This window comes from Microbulbifer maximicatervae (SeqCode) (assembly GCF_056232625.1).
Window position 1 is genome coordinate 1,073,476 of the sequence record NZ_CP174324.1, and the last position, 21,839, is coordinate 1,095,314.

22 protein-coding genes, 2 tRNA genes and 1 pseudogene are annotated in these 21,839 nt (G+C 46.5%); 13 read left to right on the forward strand and 12 right to left on the reverse strand.

Translation table 11 applies throughout. The features are described from left to right. Positions 1-2: 2 nt before the first annotated feature. Positions 3-611, reverse strand: a complete 609-nt coding sequence (locus ACJJI6_RS04645; RefSeq protein WP_475712630.1) for an LEA/WHy family protein — start codon at positions 609-611, stop codon at positions 3-5. A 79-nt stretch (positions 612-690) separates the two neighbouring features. On the opposite strand from ACJJI6_RS04645, the gene ACJJI6_RS04650 reads away from it, so the two are divergent. Together ACJJI6_RS04650 and ACJJI6_RS04655 are read left to right on the forward strand one after the other, a co-directional pair. Then, on the forward strand, positions 691-1,857 hold the full coding sequence (locus ACJJI6_RS04650; protein WP_475712631.1) for a dipeptidase: 1,167 nt from the start codon (positions 691-693) through the stop codon (positions 1,855-1,857). 386 nt (positions 1,858-2,243) lie between these two features. Continuing rightward, the gene (locus ACJJI6_RS04655; RefSeq protein WP_444897182.1) at positions 2,244-2,939 is read left to right on the forward strand and encodes a YopT-type cysteine protease domain-containing protein; all 696 of its coding nucleotides are present in this window, start codon (positions 2,244-2,246) and stop codon (positions 2,937-2,939) included. Between the two features lie 160 nt (positions 2,940-3,099). Here the strand turns inward: ACJJI6_RS04655 and ACJJI6_RS04660 are convergent, their stop codons facing one another. Next, the gene (locus ACJJI6_RS04660; RefSeq protein WP_475712632.1) at positions 3,100-3,591 is read right to left on the reverse strand and encodes a RidA family protein; all 492 of its coding nucleotides are present in this window, start codon (positions 3,589-3,591) and stop codon (positions 3,100-3,102) included. A 1,260-nt stretch (positions 3,592-4,851) separates the two neighbouring features. Here ACJJI6_RS04660 and ACJJI6_RS04665 point away from each other — a divergent pair. From ACJJI6_RS04665 to ACJJI6_RS04680, 4 genes are all read left to right on the forward strand, one after another. After that, positions 4,852-6,468, forward strand: a complete 1,617-nt coding sequence (locus tag ACJJI6_RS04665) for a hypothetical protein (protein ID WP_475712633.1) — start codon at positions 4,852-4,854, stop codon at positions 6,466-6,468. Positions 6,469-6,480: 12 nt separating this feature from the next. Beyond that, positions 6,481-6,864: a hypothetical protein gene (locus ACJJI6_RS04670; protein ID WP_475712634.1), complete on the forward strand. Its 384-nt coding sequence runs from the start codon at positions 6,481-6,483 to the stop codon at positions 6,862-6,864. A gap of 2 nt (positions 6,865-6,866) precedes the next feature. Continuing rightward, positions 6,867-7,007: a hypothetical protein gene (locus tag ACJJI6_RS04675; protein ID WP_475712635.1), complete on the forward strand. Its 141-nt coding sequence runs from the start codon at positions 6,867-6,869 to the stop codon at positions 7,005-7,007. 156 nt (positions 7,008-7,163) lie between these two features. Next, complete coding sequence (locus ACJJI6_RS04680) at positions 7,164-7,388, forward strand: hypothetical protein (protein ID WP_475712636.1); 225 nt, start codon at positions 7,164-7,166, stop codon at positions 7,386-7,388. A gap of 217 nt (positions 7,389-7,605) precedes the next feature. Here the strand turns inward: ACJJI6_RS04680 and ACJJI6_RS04685 are convergent, their stop codons facing one another. Further along, positions 7,606-8,235 (reverse strand): hypothetical protein, encoded by a 630-nt coding sequence (locus ACJJI6_RS04685; RefSeq protein ID WP_475712637.1) that lies wholly within the window; start codon positions 8,233-8,235, stop codon positions 7,606-7,608. Positions 8,236-8,446: 211 nt separating this feature from the next. Here ACJJI6_RS04685 and ACJJI6_RS04690 point away from each other — a divergent pair, with 211 nt between their 5' ends. The 5 genes from ACJJI6_RS04690 (at position 8,447) to ACJJI6_RS04710 (ending at position 11,498) form a co-directional block, all read left to right on the forward strand. Continuing rightward, positions 8,447-8,905 (forward strand): hypothetical protein, encoded by a 459-nt coding sequence (locus ACJJI6_RS04690; protein WP_475712638.1) that lies wholly within the window; start codon positions 8,447-8,449, stop codon positions 8,903-8,905. A gap of 304 nt (positions 8,906-9,209) precedes the next feature. After that, a complete protein-coding gene (locus tag ACJJI6_RS04695; protein WP_475712639.1) occupies positions 9,210-9,638 on the forward strand; it encodes a hypothetical protein in 429 nt (142 codons plus the stop codon). After that, on the forward strand, positions 9,626-9,952 hold the full coding sequence (locus tag ACJJI6_RS04700) for a hypothetical protein (RefSeq protein WP_475712640.1): 327 nt from the start codon (positions 9,626-9,628) through the stop codon (positions 9,950-9,952). The genes ACJJI6_RS04695 and ACJJI6_RS04700 overlap by 13 nt, the downstream gene beginning before the upstream one ends. 234 nt (positions 9,953-10,186) lie before the next feature. Further along, positions 10,187-10,786, forward strand: coding sequence for a hypothetical protein (locus ACJJI6_RS04705; protein WP_475712641.1), 600 nt, complete (start codon positions 10,187-10,189; stop codon positions 10,784-10,786). 397 nt (positions 10,787-11,183) lie between these two features. Next, on the forward strand, positions 11,184-11,498 hold the full coding sequence (locus ACJJI6_RS04710) for an HNH endonuclease family protein (protein WP_475712642.1): 315 nt from the start codon (positions 11,184-11,186) through the stop codon (positions 11,496-11,498). Positions 11,499-11,502: 4 nt separating this feature from the next. Here the strand turns inward: ACJJI6_RS04710 and ACJJI6_RS04715 are convergent. From ACJJI6_RS04715 to ACJJI6_RS04725, 3 genes and pseudogenes are all read right to left on the reverse strand, one after another. After that, positions 11,503-12,145: pseudogene (locus ACJJI6_RS04715) on the reverse strand (DNA-processing protein DprA). 142 nt (positions 12,146-12,287) lie between these two features. Continuing rightward, positions 12,288-12,854 (reverse strand): hypothetical protein, encoded by a 567-nt coding sequence (locus ACJJI6_RS04720; RefSeq protein WP_475712643.1) that lies wholly within the window; start codon positions 12,852-12,854, stop codon positions 12,288-12,290. 323 nt (positions 12,855-13,177) lie between these two features. Further along, positions 13,178-14,266 carry a hypothetical protein gene (locus ACJJI6_RS04725; RefSeq protein WP_475712644.1) on the reverse strand — a complete coding sequence of 363 codons (1,089 nt, stop codon included), beginning with the start codon at positions 14,264-14,266 and terminating at the stop codon, positions 13,178-13,180. Positions 14,267-15,008: 742 nt separating this feature from the next. On the opposite strand from ACJJI6_RS04725, the gene ACJJI6_RS04730 reads away from it, so the two are divergent. Both ACJJI6_RS04730 and ACJJI6_RS04735 read left to right on the forward strand, forming a co-directional pair. Then, a complete protein-coding gene (locus ACJJI6_RS04730; protein WP_475712645.1) occupies positions 15,009-15,206 on the forward strand; it encodes a hypothetical protein in 198 nt (65 codons plus the stop codon). Positions 15,207-15,404: 198 nt separating this feature from the next. Then, a complete protein-coding gene (locus ACJJI6_RS04735; protein WP_475712646.1) occupies positions 15,405-15,665 on the forward strand; it encodes a LexA family protein in 261 nt (86 codons plus the stop codon). A gap of 148 nt (positions 15,666-15,813) precedes the next feature. On the opposite strand, the gene ACJJI6_RS04740 is transcribed toward ACJJI6_RS04735, so the two are convergent. The 6 genes from ACJJI6_RS04740 to ACJJI6_RS04765 form a co-directional block, all read right to left on the reverse strand. After that, positions 15,814-15,900 (reverse strand) — tRNA-Leu (locus tag ACJJI6_RS04740). A 90-nt stretch (positions 15,901-15,990) separates the two neighbouring features. Then, positions 15,991-16,064: transfer RNA gene (locus ACJJI6_RS04745), tRNA-Cys, on the reverse strand. 472 nt (positions 16,065-16,536) lie between these two features. After that, entirely contained in the window at positions 16,537-17,763 is a 1,227-nt protein-coding gene (locus ACJJI6_RS04750) for a hypothetical protein (RefSeq protein WP_475712647.1), read from the reverse strand. Between the two features lie 398 nt (positions 17,764-18,161). Further along, complete coding sequence (locus ACJJI6_RS04755) at positions 18,162-20,069, reverse strand: S8 family serine peptidase (protein WP_445358424.1); 1,908 nt, start codon at positions 20,067-20,069, stop codon at positions 18,162-18,164. An 85-nt stretch (positions 20,070-20,154) separates the two neighbouring features. Continuing rightward, positions 20,155-20,388 (reverse strand): hypothetical protein, encoded by a 234-nt coding sequence (locus tag ACJJI6_RS04760; RefSeq protein WP_282932693.1) that lies wholly within the window; start codon positions 20,386-20,388, stop codon positions 20,155-20,157. Between the two features lie 90 nt (positions 20,389-20,478). Then, positions 20,479-21,348 carry a hypothetical protein gene (locus ACJJI6_RS04765; protein ID WP_444917061.1) on the reverse strand — a complete coding sequence of 290 codons (870 nt, stop codon included), beginning with the start codon at positions 21,346-21,348 and terminating at the stop codon, positions 20,479-20,481. Positions 21,349-21,839: the final 491 nt, after the last annotated feature.

Sequence of the window (21,839 nt, forward strand, 5' to 3'; positions counted from 1 at the left end):
GACTAGTGGTAGAGGCCCAGATTCTGATTCAGTCGAACTTCGCCACTTCGCTGCACTGTAATGGAAGGCACAAGGGACCTGCTCAGGCCAATTTTTGCCTGAATTTCATAGGGTACCGATTGCTGCCCTCTATTCGCTAATTCAGCGGCGGCGAATAGAGACCCCATCCAGCTTGCAGTTGCGTCTACCGAGATATCATCCTGGCCATAGGGGGCAATGGGCAATAGGTTGTTAGAGGTTCCTGTCATCACTTTATGGCCGGCAAGACTGAGCTTGTAGTAGATCCCGGAGAGGGGTAGCTCTTGGTTGTTGGGGTTGAAAATGCGCAAATGGATTCTGAAGCGCAGATCACTGCCGACGGCAGGAGGAAGCGGCTCCAGCCCAATAATCTCAACCTCGGGCTGCTGAAAATTGGGCGATAAAGCGGCGCAACCACCCATGAATAGAGCGAATAATACGAGTAAGTTCAGTTGTAAAAGTTTGATCACTGCTTGTCCTTCATTTTTCTCTCTTCTGATAAGTACGAGGTTGGTGTCCCAGCGCTTATTCCACGACCACCATAGTTTTATTTCTCTTGCTTGCTTATTGAGCAACCGCTCGAATTGCTTCATTCTGCGATCCTGATGGATCGAAGAAGGTTGTTGCCTCTGTGCAAACTTCCCCATGGATTTCTACTAACGGAGACAATAGATGAGCAAGTGGTTCATTCTTCTGACAACAATGGTGGTGATATTGTTCGCCAGCTGGAAATGGCTTTTGCTTCCGGCTATTGAAAAGTCGATGAACAAAGTAGAGCCGGGCAAAATTGCAGCGCTGTCATCTGAGGCTAAAGCGCTACACCAAAGTCTATTGGTAGGTGATCTCCACGCAGATAGTTTCCTGTGGGCCAGGGATTTGAGGAAGCGAGCCGACTATGGTCATCTGGATCTCCCCCGGGCGCGAGAAGGTAACCTGGGTATCCAGGTCTTCACATCAGTTACCAAGTCTCCCCGGGGGCAGAACTATCAGAAGAACTCCAGCAAAGCTGGCGATAACATAACCTTATTGGCCATTGCTCAGGCGTGGCCAGTAAAGGCGTGGGGCAGCCTGTATGAGCGGGCGCTCTATCATGCAGAGCGTGTTAATGCGCTACAGCAATCTGCGCCTGACCAAATACGTATCGTCAAAAGTGCGGCAGATTTACAAGAGGTGCTTGTAGCAAGGAAGCAGGGTGGCGAGGTTTTGGCCGCACTCCTTGGCACTGAAGGTGCCCATCCTTTGGAAGGGAAGATCGAAAACATCGGTCGCCTATACGATGCTGGCTTCCGAGTGATGGGGTTGCAACACTTTTTCGACAATGAGCTGGGTGGCTCCCTGCATGGAGAAAGCGGGCAGGGTTTGAGCGCATTTGGCCGGAAAGCAGTGCAGGAGATGGAAAGGCGCTCTATTGTGATTGACGTCGCCCACTCCTCCGAGCAGGTCGTCCGCGAAGTTTTGGATATTGCCGAGCGCCCAGTGATTGTTTCCCATACTGGGCTTCAAGGGGCATGTAACTCACGCCGGAATATCAGTGACGAGCTAATGAAGGAGATAGCGGGCAAAGGAGGCTTGGTTGGAATCGGTTTCTGGCCTGGTGCTGTCTGTGATACAAGCCCCAAGAGCATTGTTAAATCCATTCGTTATGCCGTTGATACACTGGGTGTGGATCATGTCGCATTGGGGTCGGACTATGACGGCAGTGTAAAGGTTGCATTTGACGTAAGTGAACTGGGCGTGCTTACCGCAGAAATGCTTCGGCAAGGGTTTACTGAAGAAGAGATCCGTAAAGTAATGGGTGAGAACCTGAGAGATTTCTTCCTTACTCAACTCCCCAGTTAATATCATATAGGAAGGTTGAACTTAGATTCCGCAGCCTTCTCAACAGATATATTAGCGCTGGCATTTGATAGCTCACTGTTCTGATGAGTTTGTTATTACCAGCGCAATACTTGCACTCGTATATGATTAAAAATAAATTTACTTTCTGCACATATCCAAACGCAATTTAAACTGGAAATTTCTATCAAATTTTGACCTTAGCGTCCTGAAAATCCAATTGAAATAAAGTGTAATAAAATTCCGGTTTACTTTTTAAAATGACTTAAAGCTAAAAAAGCCACAAGAAAATTGATAGAGATAAAACTGTAGGTGAGAAAAATAGAACATGGGCCGCGATACCGCGGATAGGCAAAAGTCCACTATCTATAAAGAATAGGGAGACCTCCATGTTCAATCCGAATCTAACAGAAACAGAATTTCTATTGGATCAAGCAAATTACATCCAACCCGGTGTCCACAATGACGTAAGGCGCGGAGTTTGTTACGCATTATCCTACATGTGGGTGAGGCTCGGCTTGCAACCCGGCGGTCATATAAATATGCACCTCCAGGCAGGACTGCAACAGCGTTACCATAATACGGGAATTGGAAACGCCCTCAACAGAGCAACTCCAGGTATGTTTTTAAGGGCTGTTGGCGGGTCGACCACCACCTTTGGGCAGCCTATCTATACAATGCAAAGGGCAATTTCCGCGCAGCAGCAGATCCAGGGAAATGTGATGGGTATATCGTCAGGGTTAAGGACGATTTGTCGGACAGATGGGTATACCGAGCACTGTATCGCCCGTGGGCATCAGTTGAATCCATTTGAGCCTTTCTCCACATTTTTGCGATGGATACGGCAGGGGATGGCCCGCCTTAATCAAGGCTTTGCATTGATAGGATTCCTGGGCCCCAACAGCGGCCATGCAATTGCAATTCAAGTACAGAATGGTAATACCTGGAGACTTTTTGACCCCAATTTTGGTTCCTTTGTATTTAATGGATACAACCGCTTTAAGGCCGAATTACATCAGCTGGCTTTGATATACCTAGCGATGGGCACTGCTGGTGGAAGCTGGATGATTTCAACTTTTAGATAAGTTAGTAGGGTTGTTTTATTGTCTAGGTATCACAGGGTCGCTTAGGCGGCCCTGTGCGTTGAGTTTAAGTGCAAGCGTAAACTAGAGAATTTAGACCGCAGTAAAAGTCCTGATGAGTCAATTAGGGGGATTAGTCTGGCACTCCCAGTTTTAATATTGACTACTTGGCAGCGATGCACTCAATTTCAATTTGGGCGTCCAGCGCTAGGGACTCCACTGCAAAGGTAGTCCTTGCAGGGAAGGGGGAGGCAAAAGCTTTCTGGTAGATGTTGTTGAATTCAGGGAAATTCTTGATATCTGTTAAAATGACCGTGCATTTAACAACATCTTTCATTTCGTAGTCGTAGCGCTCCAGAGTTTGCTTTATGTTGTCTAGAGTCTGTTTGGTCTCCGCAGCGAATCCCCCTTGGGCTAACCGCTTAGTCTCCGGTGAAAGCCCTATTTGGCCAGAAAGAAATAGCTGGTTGCCAACTTTTACAGCCTCTGAAAATGGTAGCTTTGAGACTGATCCTGTTGGGTTCAGGAATTTAACCTGCTCAGCGTCCTTTGCATAGCTGAAACTGGAAAGCGTAATAGTGAAAAATGTAGAAATTAATGCATTTATAGGTGATGTCTTTATCTTCATTGGAATCTTTTTTTGTAAGTTTTTCATAAAAGCTGGGGCCGGTATATCTTGCGGTCGATTATTTTTTGTTCTTGGTGATTACCTCAAAAAACTTAGATGGGTTTCTGGAGCAAGTGTGTATTGGAGCTTATGAGTAACCACCTTCGCTTTAGTTAAGTATAACCTGCTGGAGCGAGCTAATTGGATTAAGGTACTAAAGGGTATATTGGGTGGTGATTATACCTGCAATTTGTATCTAATTTGTACGCATTGGCGACGGTGATGAATGCGAGAATTTTCTCGTATTATGAGCAGCTCAATCCCATTGCTTACCTGAGTGCCACTTTTAACATTGCTGGATTATTGAACAATAGTGCTCTGGAGTGACTGACTCGGTAGCGCTGCTATTCGAGTGAGCTAATCTCTCCCTAAGCCAATCGAGCTTAAGCGTTGTATTGAGTGGACCGATCTCTTTTAATTGAAACCAACACACACATTTTATTGTAGAAATATAGATTTGCCAGGATTTTGGCTAAACTTGAGTACTCAATTAAGGAAGTGGTATGTCCCTCTTTAAGCAACCATCAAAAGAACGGAAACGCTCGAAACTAAATACTTCAAAGCCTGATTCTCAAATTGGCATAAATGTCATCTAGTACTGTATACTAATACAGCTGTATGCATTGACAGCTCTCTAGTATGAGGGGTAATATATTTACAGCTGCTTTGGTTTTCATGCAGCAACCATCCTTTCTTGAACCGGCCCCCAAGCCGGTTTTTTTTATTCTTCCTTGGTCGGTTTATTTCATTTCTAGTTTAGGGTAGTTAAATGAGCGTATGGCATACATTGGCCATTGAGGGGGTAGGCTTGATTCTTTTTTCTGTGCTTTTGGGTGTACGGGCATGGAGGTGCGGCTAAGAACCTCTGGTCGTCCAATAATGGCCGGAATTAAAGTTAAGATGAAAGAGCCGCTGACGAGTGAATGTCATCTTATCCGCTCCTCTAAGCTTTCTAGATTCTGTGGTTTATGGTGATAGGGGAGATGTATTGCCTCAAATTTTCCTTTCCGGAAAATTTGGCCCGGATACTGGAGCTCCCGAAATAGGATGCCTTGCCCTTAACTGGGTTAGGGCTCGCTTTGCAGTCGAGTTTAGCGAGGCCGCAAAGCGAGTATAAGATTGAAGGCCAAATGCTTAACTTAAGGTCGCTTCTTCTTGTTGGTAGGTTGATGTCTGAATGTGATGTTCGAAGTTTGGTTTTAGGTCATCATCATCCAATACGATCTACCTTAAAAAGGCAGAGAATTCTTGCCCGCAGCTATCGCTCTGCAAGAGACTCTCGATATAGCCGCAGATGGTAAGTTGCACCCCTCTGAAAAGGTGGGGGAGATTCGTAAATACAACGAACTGATTGCGGAGCAGGCGGATATCGAGGCTCAAGCAGATAGGTTTAGCATTACTACCGAAAAAAATAACTATATCTCTAAACTCAATTTATTGACCAGCTATCTGGAAGACTTGGACCCACCTTGGGACGATATAGAAAATACGACACCGATAGCACGAGGGACATGGAATACTCGCTGGATGGCAGTAGGTAGTGCTAAGAGTGCATTGCTGAAGGCTATTGCCGACCAAGCCATAGTCGTGGCTGAGGCTACAGGTGGTAAGATCGCGAAACTCGCCTCCGGCGATAACTTGGTCCAAGGTGATTTCTCCGATGATGAGCTGTATTGGAGCAAGGGAGAGGTTTTTACCAATACAGCAGATTACCCCTACCTCCCTGAGGGGGTGAAAGTTTTAAAGGTTTCCGATCGTGGCAGCTATGCGAGATATTGGTTTCCTGTAAAGGAAGGTGACCGCTTCTATATCTCCGCCGATATTTACACAGGCTCGAGCACCGGAGGGAATGTCAATATCGGTTTACATTATTCCGACATTTCCGAGTTTGGAACCGGTATTGCCATCAGCTCTAATCGAGTTTGGTTGAAGGGTGGATTTATCTCGCGAATCCCAGACCAGGGCTGTGGATTTGTAGAAGCCTTGATAATTGTTCCCGCCGGTTGGGCAATGGCGAAAGGGTATATCCAGATAAATGCCGATGAAGGACAAACCGGCTCGGCATTTGTTCATAACCTCAAAATCAGAAAGATCGTCCAGAACCAACTGGAGTTACCACAAAATATCAGCTCCACTGCTAGCTTACCGACTAGTAGTGATGTGTTGTCAGCTTCGGATAATGGCTCTTCGGCAAAGATATCGATAGCGGCACACACGATCCAATATGGGCGGTTTGCCCGTAGTTATAATTCTGGTTCTATCACCGGGCTAAATTTCTCGACAAGATACTACGTTTACGTGGATGACCCTTTCTATACGGGCAGCGGTGTCACCTACTACGCAACCACTGAAATTTGGCAGCTATCTGCCGGTGACGATCGGCGGCAAGTAGGGGCTATCACCACTCCGGCCGATGGCGGGGGTACCACAATCCCCGATCTACCGTACTGTGTTGACTATGACACAGTGTTGCCAGATGGTCGCTTTGTGCGGGATCTGCAACTAGGCGATTTAGTTGATTGTATTGATGTTCGAACCGATGAGCGCCGAGAATTTCCACTCCGCGCAATGAGCGAAGGGGAGGAGGAGTGCTACAGCCTGCACACACTTGAGGGTGCCGAGATATGGCAGTCAAAGTCCACCCCTATGGACCTACCTGATGGGGCAATCGCATATACCCCTGACATGCTTGATAAACCTGTTTATGTGCTGTGCGAGAGCTCTCCACGAATATCTATGATCTCACAGCTCCACAGAATTGGTGTGAGGCGAGTACTAAAGCCTGACTTCGGCAACCGCATGTTTTTCGCCGGACGCACGCCTGAGTTGACTATTGCAACCCATAACGGTGTTATCAAGCCATAAAGGAGGGTGCTAATGCCCAGCTTTTCCCCGATAACTGTGCCGGACTTAGAGATTTGGCAGTTTGCCTACACCATCGATGATGGCCATAGCGCAGGCACGATTGTGCGCGCTTCAATTACCCAAAAGACCAAGCCCACAAGCTCCGAAGCTCAAGCGGTAGCCGTACTTAAGTGTGCGATCGCCGTGATTGATGATCAGAACAACGTGCAGACCGATGCCGCCGGAGATCCGATGGATATGGTCTACGTGACAACAAAAACACTCACCACAGATGCAGGGCAGGCGGTTAACGTTGTTGATGAGGCAGCCGGCCTTGTTTCTGACTGTATTGGTGAAGTGGCGAATCGCCTGGCCGTGCATAGTTCTATTGCAGCTATGGCGATTCCGAGTGGGTAGGCATGACCGCTGTGAACTATGACGACCGGGTTTATTCGGATGATGATGATAGTCCGGACTCGACTTTTGAACTGGCAAATCGCTCGGCGACGTCGTCGATGATTAGTGGGGATACTTCAGCGGATGTGGCGGGGGGGGAGTAGATGCTGAGGGCTCTGGATGGTGATTTTTTGGACAGTGAAATTGTCTAGACCTCAATTCACTAAAATGTTAAGTGCTTCGTACTTTGGCGGTCTCAGGGGCCGTTATATTCGGAGTTCACAAATGAGCTGGCGTTGGTAATATTAAAGGATACAGTTATGGAATGGGCATTTTCTTTGGAGGGGCAGCCTTCGAACGAAACAATTTTCGTGAGAGTTCCTGATGGCACAACTCCCCCGAATATTGGAGAGAAGGTCACCGCAGACGGAAAGTTACCAGGGGTTTATTATGTTAAAGAGAGGGAGTTTATGGCCTCATTTCCAGATGAGAACGCTGGAATTTTAATATTCGGTTGGCTATTTGTGCTTAGCTCTAAACCGTAAGGCTAAGATTGAAAGGTCTTTTCTTAGTTGCTAGGCGCTTTGCTGGGTGGTGCACCGGCACCTTCTGGTGTAACTTCAGCCTTGTTATTGAGTGAGGATGACGAGTTGCGCAATCAGGGAGTGCTGGCCATAAAATAGGTAACCTCGGGCCGAAGCGCGAAGTTTTGAATGCCACCAGTCGGCCTAAAGTAGCAATGCAGCAACCATAAAAGGCTTTTTACATTATTGCGCAGCTGCTGGTACTGCTGGCCGCACCTATAGTTATAGGCTGATACTTTATTTCTTGATAAATAATGCTAGCAGTTGACCGGGATTTACATGATTTGCGCTCATTATACCATGTGTTCAAATCAAGCTTTTGCCAACCAGTTGCCATAGCAGGCTCCCCTCCTTCTGGGGCTCCACCCTCTATTACGCATTGATTTTTGTTGCCCGCAGCAAACCCGTCTCCAAGGTAAATCATCACGTGTAACAGCCTATTGCTTTCGTCAATAAAGCCTAGAAATGCCCCCTTTGGAATCTTATGCATTTCTCTTAGATTTACGGCTTTAGTTGTTACGGGGAACAGAACCTTGTAACTATCGGGTTCAGGTCCAACTGAAGAGAATCCATCATAAGGGCTTGTAGTTAATCCAGGCACTAATACACCCCGAGCATACCAGGCGCAATAAATAGCAGCATCCCAGCATGTCAGACTACTTAGTGTTTTGAATAGGACCTCCATTTCTTTGTCAATAGGACACGTACTGTCCTTGAATGGAATAAGTTCGGCAGCTGCTTTACTAGCAATGTTTGCTACTCGGTCGCCGTAACTCATGCAGTAATGATTGATCCAACCGAAATGCATAATTGACACCGTTTTCTATTTCTATTTTGAACCACTTAAAGAGCTTAGGCATTGGGTTGTTATTTAGCGATAATACTAAAGTACAAAAGATTGATTCTTTGGTAAAAACGAGACTCCATTACTATTCGAAAATTATGGAGTTTAATTCTATGCGCTCATTGTTAATTTATACCTTATCGGCTGCGCTTTTAGGGTGGCAGAAGATGGAAGTTTGCAGCTATCCAAGGGTAATTATACTAACCGGCTATCCGACCAGCTAAAGAATAATGAGAGTAATCTGCGGGCATTGTTCGATGAGTCTGAGGTGGGGCGGTGGAACAAATTTGCAGGCGAGTTACGGAAATTGCAGGAGGGTGTGCGCAAGAAGAACTTTTCGGGCTCAGCGTACCACTTAGCCGGGCCGATGAGTGCACTGGTAGATAAGGTTGGCATTATTACTCAATGGCTACCTTTTATGCGTGAGGGGGCAGAGAGTGTTAGCAAGAGCCGCCGTTGGCGAGATCTGAAAAAGAACGGCCTGGTGGAAGGTGACTTCGTTGTGTCCAGTGATACTGCCACCTTACTCGGTGTGCTGATAGGTGGAACCTCTGTGCCCCCTGGTGTGTCACCGGCTCTATTGTTAAGTGGGGATGACGAGCACCACAACCAAGGTGTTTTAGCCGTTAAATAATCTTCGATTTGCTTTAATATTGGTTGGGACTGTAAAAATAGGTTGTGTTCCAGGGGCGCTCAACAGTTCCATGCAGATTAATAAGGGTTATGATAAAGGCCGGTTATCCTCAATGTTTCCGGTGATGAGTAGGATGTAGACAGCGGTTATGTTGGGGTGGTTATACAAAAATTGGATGATTGGGTAAAATTTAACATTGGCGAGACCAACTAAATTCAGGAAGTTGATATTTAGTGTGTTGATTTGGCATGTTGAATGAATAGCCATATAACCCATCATTGCATAAAAATAATAGGAAGTTGGCGTGAGCAAGTGGGAATCTTATCGACCAGAAGTATTAGGTGTTTTAACAGCTACTTTGGCTTTGAATGCTTTATATTTATCGGGAATTGCTATTGAGAAGGCTGTAATCCCAAAATACTATGACTACCTATGGAGAACTGTGATTACAGTTGGTGGCGTATTTGCAGGTGCTTTTCTGGCTTTCAAATACAATGTTTTGCGAGATGCAAATGAAGAGAAAAAAAAGCAGATACGTGAAATAAATTTTGCCCTTTTATATATACTTCGCATTAAGAAATCTGTGCGCCTCATAGAGAAGGATCTTGAATCGCTTGATAATGATATAGATAAAATGCTTTCTCATCATGAGTATCCGTCGTTTGAAGATTTGAAGTATGACCTCGATGGATTGAAGTTTTTGGTCGTCAGAGGGGGGGGGTGGATTGTTTAATAGATTTTTCAGACCTCATGCAAAATTTTAGCTGGCTTCTGAAGTCTATTGATAACAGAAATACTTATTTTTCAGAGACTGTCTACCCTATATTGGCGAGCCAAACTGACTCTCCTACTATTCGGGTTACCCCGGAAAGCTTTAGAGAAATGGTGGGAGATAGAGTTTTTGCCGAGTTGGATATTCATTTGAGAAATATTAAGCGTCAGCTAGAAGAATGTACTAATGGAGCCTCAAATTTAATGAATTCCTTGAATAGGGTGGGTAGAGCTAACTTCCCTTCAAAAACATTTTTTTATGCCGATGTGGAGTGAAGATACAAGTGGGTTTAAACTAAACTATTAATTGTTAAACTTACAAGTTTTCTTTATTTGAGTAAGTGGCACCTAGCGGCTATCCCGCTGCTCCTGGCGATTGCATGAATATTCGCCAGGAGCTTCTGATTCACCTTTCCCTGTTTTCAGTTGCTTGTGGCGGGGTGTTGCGTTAGGTTTGATCAAGGAAGGATGTTACGTATCACAAGTGGGGACACTACCCAAGGAGGGGAAGTGAGAGATTATATAGTTCAAAAATTTCTTCATTTTGAAGAGAGTGACTTTATTCCTGGTGAAAGCTTAAAAGAAGCAATTGTTATATTCCTTGCCTGGACGGTTCCAGCTTTTTTGTTTGTTCTTTGGGCAAATAGATTCTATCCAGAAGTTGAGTTTTATCAATCTGCAATTAGGGAAAGCATTGGTCCAAATCTTTGGAACGTGATTGGGGCCTTTGGCTTATTTTCTTTTTCGGTGGCTGCTATGTTTCCCCAGTTCTCCACTCCCGCATTGGTTTCAAGGCAAATATTGCTAAACACTTATGCAATTGGCTGTCTTACAGTCGGGATATTGCTTGGTCAATGGTTCACACTTCTATCGACTGATGACTTAGTTTGGTGGCAGCGGGGCTTATTTGGGATTACTTCAGGCTTCTTATTGGTTATAGTTTTATTACTTAATTTGTTTGTTTGGTATTTGGGTTTCCTGCTTACAAGTGACTCTGGCAAGAAATCGAGGTTCTTGAGAGGGATGGAGCAATTGAATGGGCTAATTAGAATCCCCTTAGGCCTATTATTTGCGGCTGTAATTATTTGGTTTTTTTTGTCTGAAAAGTAAATCTCAGTGTACCTCATTGTATTTGTCCGGCTTATTTATCTCTAGTACGATCCCTCTAAACAATAAAGAGGGGTCGTCATGCGCCTAATTCTACCAATTATCCTATCCACCGCTCTGTCTGGTTGTTTTGAGGCTGTAGCCAATACCAACGAATACGATCCAGGAATGGCTGCCACGCTGGTCTGATACTGACAGAGACTGCCAGAGACTGCCAGAGACTGCCAGAGACTGCCAGAGACTGCCAGAGACTGCCAGAGACTGCCAGAGACTGCCAGAGACTGCCAGAGACTGCCAGAGCACCCGCCATGAGCTACTGGTTCAATTCTCCCTGGCTCCAGTAACCTTCACTAATGACAAGCAGTGCACTGTAGATACTGGCCTTTGGCTGGACCCATACATGGGCCAATTTTTCAATCTGGCCTCTGACCTGGATGTTGAACACATCGTGCCGCTGTCCTGGGCTCACGGGCACGGTGGTGCCAATTGGACTGTAGAGCTGAAGCGGCAGTTTGCAGAAGACCCTGAAAACCTTTGGCTGGTCGATGATGGCCGGAACCAAAGCAAGGGTGATAAGGGCCCCGATGAGTGGATGCCACCCTATGAGCCCGTCCAGGCTATCTATGTGCAGCGCTTCATGGCGATAGTGGAGAAGTATGGGCTGGAGTTCTCGCAGGAAGAGTCATCCCAGATTCTGGCACTTCTGGAAGAGTGAGGCCTTACAGTTCTAAGAGGTCGTAGTCAGTCTTGGTTCTTAGAGCTGTAGCTTTACCGTCATTGATGAGCTTAATCGGGTCTTGGCAATTAAGGCCTAATGAGTTTTCAGGGTTGTGAGGAGCTACAGCAAAAAGGCGGTGTCGTGCTTGCAGGCAGAAGTCAGCGTGCTTCATGGTTCCGCTTGATGTGGCTGACTCTACAATGACTGAAGACTGAGAAAGCCCTACCTGTATCCTGTTTCTAGCTACAAAGAAATATCTTTGAGGTGTTACGCTTTCCGGGTGTTCTGATACCCAGAGGCCGCCAGTCTCAAGTATTCTCATTGCCAGCTTATAGTTTGCTCGAGGATTTGCAGTATGCAGGCCATGGGCAAGCACAGCGATAGTGCCTCCGCCAGCAGCAAGGGCCCCCTCATGGGCTGCAGCGTCGATCCCAAGCGCTAAACCGCTGACAACGACAGGTAGCGATTCTTCTGGCAATTTCTAGCCCATTTGTGGATGCATCACGCGAGCCCACAATGGCGACACCTGGCTTAGAAAGAAGGGCAACATCCCCACGTGCATACAAGACCGCAGGCGGGCTAGGGGTATTCTCCAATCCTAGAGGGTATCGTTGATCGCCGCGCTGAAGCTCAATTATGTTCATTGCTCGATTATTTTACATGGGGCAGGAGCAATATCACTCCTGTGTCTGCGTCCCTTAAAAGTGTTGGTTCATGCCTTAAGCTTGAAGGTCTCTTCTAGGCAAGGGTTTAGCTTCGTTTGGCGCTGTATTTTATGCTATTGATTTAATGGTTGGGAGGAGTGTGAACACAGACGTGGCGACGATGATGTACTAACGATTCCCAGCTACCATTATTATCGATGCATAACCCTCTAATACCTAGAGCATCTCGTGGGGCACTCGTTGAAACCTTTCTGGTGAACCCATAAACATTTGCATGGCATGCATATTGTTTTGTTTTTAGTGCTCCAGCTATCATGCTGCCTAATGGTTTATCTGCACCCAGCTCTTTGCCTGAGTAGCATGCGTAAACGTAAACGGTACAAGTTACTTTTTGTTTCAGGCCGCATTTAATCATACGTTCTACAACTTCTGTTTGATCTATAAGATTTCTATTGTGATCACCAAGGTGCTTCATTCCTTTAAAAGTGTGCCCAATAACATAGAGATCGTCGTTGTTACCAACATTCCATAATCCGCCTGGGGACGTTCCATTACTGCAATATATCTCTCCACACTTTGGGCTTTGTATTAGTTTGGGCGGTTCATTTGGGCCTACTCCTACAATCAAATTATCTAATATATTCACTCCTTGACCATCGTCAAAAGGATAAAATAGATAGGTAGCCATATAATTTCCTTATTGTATTGCTATGTAAATTCAGAGTTGTACAGAGGTTGTGGTTTGGTAATTTAAATTAATCATAGTCTACTGTTCGTAGTCTAGAAAACAGAATAATATTTGAATATTGTATTCTAAGGGCAATATTTCGCTATTAATTATAACTTCTCGAATAAAAGTATGAAGGTGAATGTCGAGCTTGAGTTGTTGTGGGTGTGTGTAGAGCATGGAGGATAAGTGGGGGCTGAAGTTCTCACAGGAGGAGTCAGCCCAGATTTTATCTCTTCTAAATGATTAACATATAATCATTTTCATTGGAGCCATGAAGCCATCTAGCTTGTGGCCCCTAGAGGAATACCTTTGAAAGCTCCATTTAAGGCTTGTTCATTGCGCCCAATGGTTAAGTTTGCCATAACACCAAATTCCTTATCTGGCGTTACATAACCTAAAGCTCCAGCGGTCTCTTCAACATCACTAAACCTTGTAAGCTCTTCAATAACATCAATGATTAAATTTAATTGAGCAAGAGGGTCGCTTTCACTAAATAAAATTGTAGTGTTAAAGATTGTTGTGGTTTCGTTATTCGTTTCAATAGTAAACAAAAGTTGTTCGGTGGTTTTGGTTATTTTCTTATAGTATTCTAAAATATTATCCCTAATATTTTCTTCTCCCGCACAAGGGATTGTTACTTCACTTTCTTTGCTAAGCTTTGTAAGTTTGATATCCCTTAGTATATTTTCGTAGGATGCATTTACCTCAATAAGGTCATTAGTCAACTCTGTTAGTAGGTCTTGCTGATCCTCATGCCCTGTAGACGTAGGGCTAAAAACTGGATGCGTTTTCTTTATATTGTTATGTGGGAATAGCGCTCGATAAAGCGAGTTGTATTTAAATTTTACTTCTTTGTCTGTTTCTATTTTCTCCAGCAGCTCAAAGAATTCTTTTTTGTGCGAATAGTATTTTGTAATTACGTTTTGCGTTGCTGCTTCCTTAAGGGTTTCAGCCATTTGTGATGATCTGTGATGCGCCACAAAAAGACCAGTAAGAGGGAGGGAAAGTGCTGCAAGTGATAATGGAAGCCTGAAATATTCAAATAGGCGGTTCCAACCCTTATATGATGGGTCAAACGAAAACTTACCCTCCTGATAAATAATCCCGGCAACAATAATCGAAAGCGCTACTGGGAGAAGTAGAAAAAGCTTAAAGTACCCTGATTGCCAGAGAGTACGTTCTTTTGTCGGCTTTTGGGGGGACCACCAGTCTTTAAGTTCTCGCCGGTATTTCCAGCATAAGCATAAACTTAATAGTAACAATAGTAAAAATAGGTAGTTGCTGATAGCTAGTGAAGAGAATGTTAGCAGTCCAGCTATAAAAATAATTGAATTGGTCAGTAGTGAGCTTCCTAGTTTTCTTTTTGTCAACCTCTAACTCCTTTAGACTAACGTTATGAGCAAATGTCGATATATCTTAACCTAGATGTGTAGCAGGATAAGATTGCTAAATGGGTGAGTGATGCTTGCTATCTAGGTCACCCCTAAGTCTGGAAGTGCCATCAAAAGATGGGTTTAGTAGCCAACTCTTTGTTGATACTCTAGTGCCAAATACCAGTTCTCGAATCTTACTTTACTATATTCTCTCCTGCCTGCTGTCGTGTAACTATGTAAAAAATGCATATTCAAAAGTTACAGCTCTTTTCGGCAAAAAATTGGTTAATGGTTCTGTGAATTTGTCCAGCTCATAGATCATTGCTCCAAACTGTTTGTTTTACAAAATATCGCTATTTAGTTGATATCTGGGTACAAATTCTTATAAGTGCAGCTCTGTTACGCGTTAAGAAATGAATTTTTTAGTTTATCTCAATATTATTATCTGTCCGGCCAGTTTGAGCAAATAGGCCAGATGACTCACAATTTGATGGCTGGAAGGGCAATTCCTATAGAGTGTCAAAGTAGGAATGCTGTATATATATACAGCATTCTGGTAGGTTGACCATGTGTTACGGGATGGTTCCAAAGCGGAGATGGGGGCCAGGTTTGTTATGACATGGCAATTTACTGGATTTACTCAATAACAGGGTATAAAGGGGGCCCCTAGGACACACTTGCATTATGGGCAAAGGCTGTACGATGGCCTGTACCCAATGGAAAGAAGGAGTTGATTGCAATGGCATATATAGAGACTCAAGCTGAGATTAAAGCCTACCTGGACACGATACATATGACTGCTGATACCGCTGACCCAAAAATTAGGGACATTCTTAAAGTGCAGGACAACAATCTGGATGGGGCAGTTAGTTCTTTGGTGGATGAGCTGAATGCTCTTGCTGAGAAGCAGGAGCAGCTTCGCGAGCTGTTGAGGTAGTGTTTTGTTAAGGCGCAGGGGGCCGCTCGCAACGCGCTCCTCTTGCCTGACTAGTACCTACTTACACATGCTGTATGAAAATACAGTGTGCGCTTAACTATGAAACTACTCTCTCTATACAGTAGTGGCATTAGCTGCGGTTTTCCCTCTCCGGCAGTTGACTATAAAGAGAAAACCGCTAAGCCTTGATGAGCATTTATGGCTAGGGCTAATGGTGGCTCTATGCAAGTGGTGGGCATCTTTGATCGTGATGTGCTTATTGTCGATCGCTCACTGACACCTATGAATGGTGACGCTGTTGTGGTCGCTCTGGATGGCCAGCTAACATGTAAAATCTTGGATCTTAAGCGAGGCCGGCTGTTGTCCCCAATGGCAAATACAAGCCGATACCGGTATGGGAAGGAGTTGTTAGTTGAAGGGGTGGTTAAAGTATCTGTGCGGAATCATCGCCCGGTTTAGGTGCGATCAGTGTCAGGGGTAGGGAGGCTCTATTTTTTTCACTCAGGAAAAAATTTCTAACTAGATTTGTATCGCTTGAGGGAGATAAAAATCAGTGCACCAAATTTGCACCAAAAGGAATGTAACTTATTGATTTCAAAGATCTGATTGGTGCCCGGGGCCGGACTTGAACCGGCACGGCCGTGAAGCCGGGAGATTTTAAGTCTCCTGTGTCTACCAATTCCACCACCCGGGCAGATCCTTTGCGAGAGAGGGCGATGTTTAACAGTTGCCCTTCATTCTCACTTTCATTGCATTCAACAGGATACTGCAATGAAGAGGAAAATGGAGGCTAGGGTCGGAATCGAACCGGCGTACACGGAGTTGCAGTCCGCTGCATGACCACTCTGCCACCTAGCCTTTTTTATCCGCCTTTGGCGGAAAAGAACGCTGCGAATTCTATCTGATAAATCTGAAAAATCCTAGCGTTTTCTTATACTTACGTGCGTTTCGCTGTGTAAGTGGGCGCCATTTTAGGGACTCTAGAGGATTAGTCAAGCATTGTTTTCATCAATGTTGCAAACAAGTGAAAAAAAGTAGGAAAAGTTACCTTCTGATGGTGGGGGAGGGCTGTAATAACTTTTAGCGCTGGTGCTCAAGAACCTATTTCCATTTGTTCTAAATTAATCTTCAGGTGTGCTGGCAATCTGTGACCTGTGTTCGATACTGTCTTTATCTGGCTAACACATCTCCCCCAACGTGTTTAGTAATGCTGGTAGGGTGGCTCACATGGCTGCCACCCGGAAGCAAGGATGAAATCCTCCAAGTTTCACTCCTAATGGTCTTGGCCCTGACGCTCTCCCCCCCCGTCGTCAGGGCTTTTTTTTGTCTGCTATTTACTGGAGCCTTTCGTCCGGTCTGTCAGGTTTTCTGTGGCTAATGTATCCACGGGTTTACCGGCTGCTTTCTCAGACAGGGATCTAAACCTTTCCAGAGTCACTTCACCGCGTGTTCGAGCCAGTTCTCGTGCGACGTCATCAATACTTGCCTTGCCATTGCTGGCCTCGCGAATCTCTTTATCCAGTTGCTGCATTACCCCGGCCGCACGGGCGGTAATGGGGCCGGACGAGCGTTCGACTAATAGTGAGGGAGCCTTCTTGCCCCATTTAATCAGTTTATCCATTGCCTCCTGATAGCGGGTTTCACTGATGCCACCAGTTCGCCTTAAAATCTCCAGGGAGTAAAACTCAGCTAGCCCCTCTACAATCCAATCGCTCTCATCGTCGCCGTGAATTCCAGTGCCCACATGAACTAGCTCGTGGATCATGCTGCTGGTGCGGTTGCCGCTGATCAATGGTCGATCAGCATGCATATATAGAGAGCGTGTCCCCGACAGTCCACCGCGCCACATGGGGTCGTCAGCGGTTACGATCAATAGATGATCAGGGAAGAGGGGGAAGATTTTCTTGAGCTCTGGCAGGTTCCAATTTAGGAAGGCCAGGATGTCTTGCCGCCGAATGTTCTCATTTTTAGGGCCTGCAACACGGGTTTCAGTGCCGGCAATCATATCCTGCCGACTGCCAATTTTCCCTACAATCATCCAGCCCTTGGGTCTTACAAACTTACGCTTGGGGTCAGATAACTCGTATAGGTTATCTTCGATCTCAGGGTAGGGTAGGGCCGAATACCATTGGTCAGGAAGTTCCAGCTTAAGGCGGGCGGTAGAGCGGCCACGGCTGGTTGCCGATACCGGTGCGATCAATTTATCGCTGCGGAGAATTGCCCAGTCTTTGGTGATCCGTGAGTCGTAGCCACCGTTGCTACGCTGGTTATCTATGACAAAGCGGTACTTGAGGACGGGGTTCTTCCCTTCGGGTTGCCAGGTTGCTTTGTCGCCCTCGATCTTTAGTGGGGTGTCACTTTCCAGGTCCTGATAGCGGCCAGAGCGCAAGTTTAGAACGAGCTTACTTGGCATATCATCACCGCTGAGCGCCATTTCCACCTCAGCCAGCTTGGAGTTGGGCGAGATCTCTGCACTGTAAAGAATCTCATAAGCCTGAACAGCAGGGGATAGAGTGGCGAGTAATAGCGGCAGTGTTAGTAATCGTTTAAGCATCATTTCTTCAGCGGGAAATCCAACAATTAGTCGTTTCGACAGTATCTAAGCCTACAGGTGCCCTTGTGTCACCTTCAAGCAAACTGGTCACAAGCTAGCCAGTTATGAGGTGACAGTTTTGTGCCGTCAGGTTTCATTGGATTGGTTTTCAGATATGTACCACTTAAAAAGAATACACTTACAAAGTCGTTATCATATGGCGGCGCATACTAGTAAGCATCTCCCGTAAAAGTAAACAAGAAGATAGATATGGGTGGGCCGGCACAAACATCTTTTGAGAGGGCTGGGTTAGTGGGCAGGCATGCTGACTAAGTGGGAATTGAGCGCTACGAAGGATAAGACCGCAGCATAGCTGCGGTCTTAAAAGGTCTTTTGCAGTCTAACTAACGATGGCGACAGAGCTACCAATATCTGATTGCACGGGGATCAACGAACTGCATACCGTAGGCGCTCAGGGCAAATCCATCTGGAAAACTGCTTACCATTGGTTGCTGGGGGTTAACCGCGGCTATTTCGGAAGGGTAATAACCTCCCGGCACAAACTGCCCCTGCCAACTGGGTGTAGCTTGAGGGGGGTAGCCCTGTAACGGACTCATGGTAAATCCAGAGTATGGAGTGGCTGGGGAGGGACCTTGCGCGGTTGCGGTATGAGTACCCGCGGCCCTTGCTTGCTCTTTGGCGGACTCAAAAGCGGAATTGATACCGAAAAGCTTGGGAACACCTGCGCCAACTCTCTCTGCCCCGAGGGGCATTGGTGCGGCCAAGGATTGGATCAGTTGGAATAAGGCGGTCACTCTGGATACATCTTTCTGCCGGAGCGCACCTTTAAATAATGGATGGTGGGCAAGTAGTAGTGCTGCCAAACCGGTAATATGCGGCGCGGCCATTGATGTACCTGACTGAACATCGAAGCCTTTGTCAGGCACAGACGAAACGATACCCACACCAGGTGCGGCAACAGAAATTTCCTGGCCGAAAGCGCTAAACCTAGGAACAAACAGACCGTCGGCTGATGCTGTTGAGGGTATTACTGTTTGCGCTTCCCAGGAATCTTTGGGGAACTCATTGAGCATTCCAAGAGCGCCTACAGCCATAGCATTTGGGGATCTGGCTGGATACTGGACTGCCCCGCCATTGTTGCCTGCGGCAACTATACAGGCGATACCATGTTGGACCGCTTCCTCGATTTGCTGCTCAACAGCCTCTGATGAATCAGAGCTGCCCAGGCTCATATTCACCACATCAACGCCGAGCTCTATGCAATGTGAGAGCGCATCAATCAAGCTACTAAATTGCCCGCCGGGGAAAACTTTGAATACATAGATTTCGGCTTCAGGAGCAAATCCGCGTATTGCCTCGGAGCCAGAGGGTTGGCCTGTAATAATTCCCGCACAGTGGGTTCCATGGCCGACAATATCTTCTACCCAGCTATTGGTATCGTAATTATTGGTGACATCGATACCATTCTTTAAATGGCTCAGTATCGGGTGCTTATTGTCCGCACCGGAATCGATGATTGCGATTTTGATACCTTTGCCTGTGTATTCATCGGGTAGCTGGTCCAGGCCCATGTACTTTTGCCCCCAGCCATAGGAAGCATCATTGGGGAAGTTGGGTATGGCTTCGCTTAGGGGTTGGAGTTTCACCAGGTTCACACCGGTGAGCGACAGGGAAGGGCTGCGAATATATTTGTTCCAGAAATCTTTGGCGGGACGGATCAGAAGTGATTTCACTTGAGCGCCGCCGCTTTGCGCAAAAATACTGAGCGCAACTTCCCCTTTATTGTTAGTGACCCCCTCCTGGGGAAAGCCCGCGCTTTCAACAATTATTTGAGCGTCGCGTATGGGCTCACCTTTTGCGCCGATAACGCGGAAGTGCACCTGCTGAGCCTGGACATGGTATTCGCGCAATAGTCCGGGTTGCTGTGCAAAAACTGCGGAAAAGGTCGGTGAATAACTCGCTTGCCCGTAAGAGAGAAGTGAGTCCAGTTCAACGGCGACGTTTGGTGGAGTGGTCTGGTAAAGTGCCGCAGCAGCATCCACATCCATACGGACTTTGTAAATATTGGTGGCCTCATCGGCGGAGGACAGCGTTTTTAGTTTTCTGCCGGGGCGTATTTCACGAAGCACCTCACAACCTGCCTGCCTGGCAATAGTGGAAATCACATGGTGCATTGAGCCCGAGCTCAATGGCTGCACGCCCATGGATTTAGCCATCAGGCTACGGCGGGGTGAAATAAGTAACTCGACTTTCTCTGCAACCTCGACCGAAGGTTCTCCTGCGGCCTTTTCTTGTCGGGATTCAGTCATGTTCATGTTCCTTCGCTTTCAGTGCGGTACTGATTTAGTACGCGTGTGAAACGTCTGAAAGTGGTGAATCGAGTGGGTTTCAATCTCAATTGAGAGGGTGGACAGGTTGATCCGGATCAATAATTACTTTGCCTCTCAATTTCTTTCTTAGGTCGTCGACGGCATCGGGTGTAGCCACAAGGGTGACGTTGCTTTTGCGCAAAGTAACGTCCTTAACATCGGGGCAATTTGAAGCTTCTTTCACCAGCTCCTCTAGCTCCAGAGTGCTAGCTGATACTTTACGATTGGGTACGGCTACATATTGCTCAAACTTCTTCATTTTCTTCTCATTGTGACTGCGCCATCCAAAATAGGGCAGGGTCGAACCCACCCCCAGGAAAAGGGGCGTGAAGCCCCTTTTTTTGCATTTTTAGTGCAGATAAGCCTGTTGCTGAAAGGCTGAGTTGGGTTGCGGCATTGCCTGATAGGGCAGTGGCTGCCCGATGCCACTCAAATTCTGGAGGGGTTGCTGAGGTGGTTGTGGGAAAGCCTGGAATGGCACCGGTTGGCTCAGTGGTGCAAAAGCCTGCGGGGGAACCGATCCATACTGCTCCGGAGCCACAGGTGCCAGTTGATTTACCGGTTGGCCGATGTAGGTCTGAGGAACGAGGTGTGGCGTGAATTGCGGTGCGGCCTGGTAGGGCAGCAGGTGGTTGAGGCGCGCCAAGTTGTTAAGGAGTTGACCTTGTTGAGGCACGCCAATGTAGTTGCCAAGAGCAGGTGCGGCACGACTAATCAACTCACCGAGGAGACCTTGCGGTGGCAGTTGCGGAGCGGCTTGATAGGGTAAGAGCTGCCCTAGTTGAGCGGCTGCATTGATTAGCTGTGCCTGAGGGTTATTGATGTAATTGGCCAAAACAGGGGCCGCGCGATTTATCAATTCGCTGAGATAGTTTTGGGGGGCAAACTGATGAGCGAACTGAGGTGGAATTTGTGGAGCAAGCTGCTGAGGAATGTGGGGCGCTAACTGTTGTGGAAGCTGTGGTGCGGCCTGGAAGGGCAGTACTTGGCCCAATCCGCCGAGTGCATTGATCAATTGACCTTGTGGTCCACCGACAATGCCACCAACTACCGGAGCTGCGCGGCTAATAAACTCTCCCAGCAACCCTTGTGGTGCTAACTGTTGAAGCGGTAGGTATGGCTGGGGGGGAGTGAGCCCGACGACCGGATTAATCGGAGGTACGGCATAGTTTTGTGGTTGTCCAAAGATCCCTTGAGCATATGCATATGGTTGGTACATGAACGTACTCCTCGAGTAGACCAATGACGATAGGGGGCTATCGCCCAGGTTATTTCATGGTTTACGGGTGAGAATTTTGGAGCTTGATAGAGCCCCGTTTTTAGGATCAGCCTGCTGATAATAAATCGGTAATGAGCTTTCGAATTGTTGCATCTTGCGACGGACATTCAGCCGGCTGATCTGAGTATAGAGAAGCTTTTCAGAAGCACAGGGAAAGTTTGAAAAAAAATGGAGCGGGAAACAAAAAGGTAATGGGGGCGCAATTGTAGTCACCATTTTTCTTAAAATTCTGTAATTTTTCCAAAAGGAGTATTTTTTTAAAAATAAAGTCTTACTCGGGATTTGCTACTTAAATAAGCGGTTAATATTCTTGTGGCGTGCAGGGTGCTGCTCCCTTGTGTTGGTGTTAGGGCTCGGGAAAAATCCCCTCGGGTGCCCGGTGAAAAATAGCGGCACTTGTAGAAATATCCGTAAATAGCGAACTGGAATTT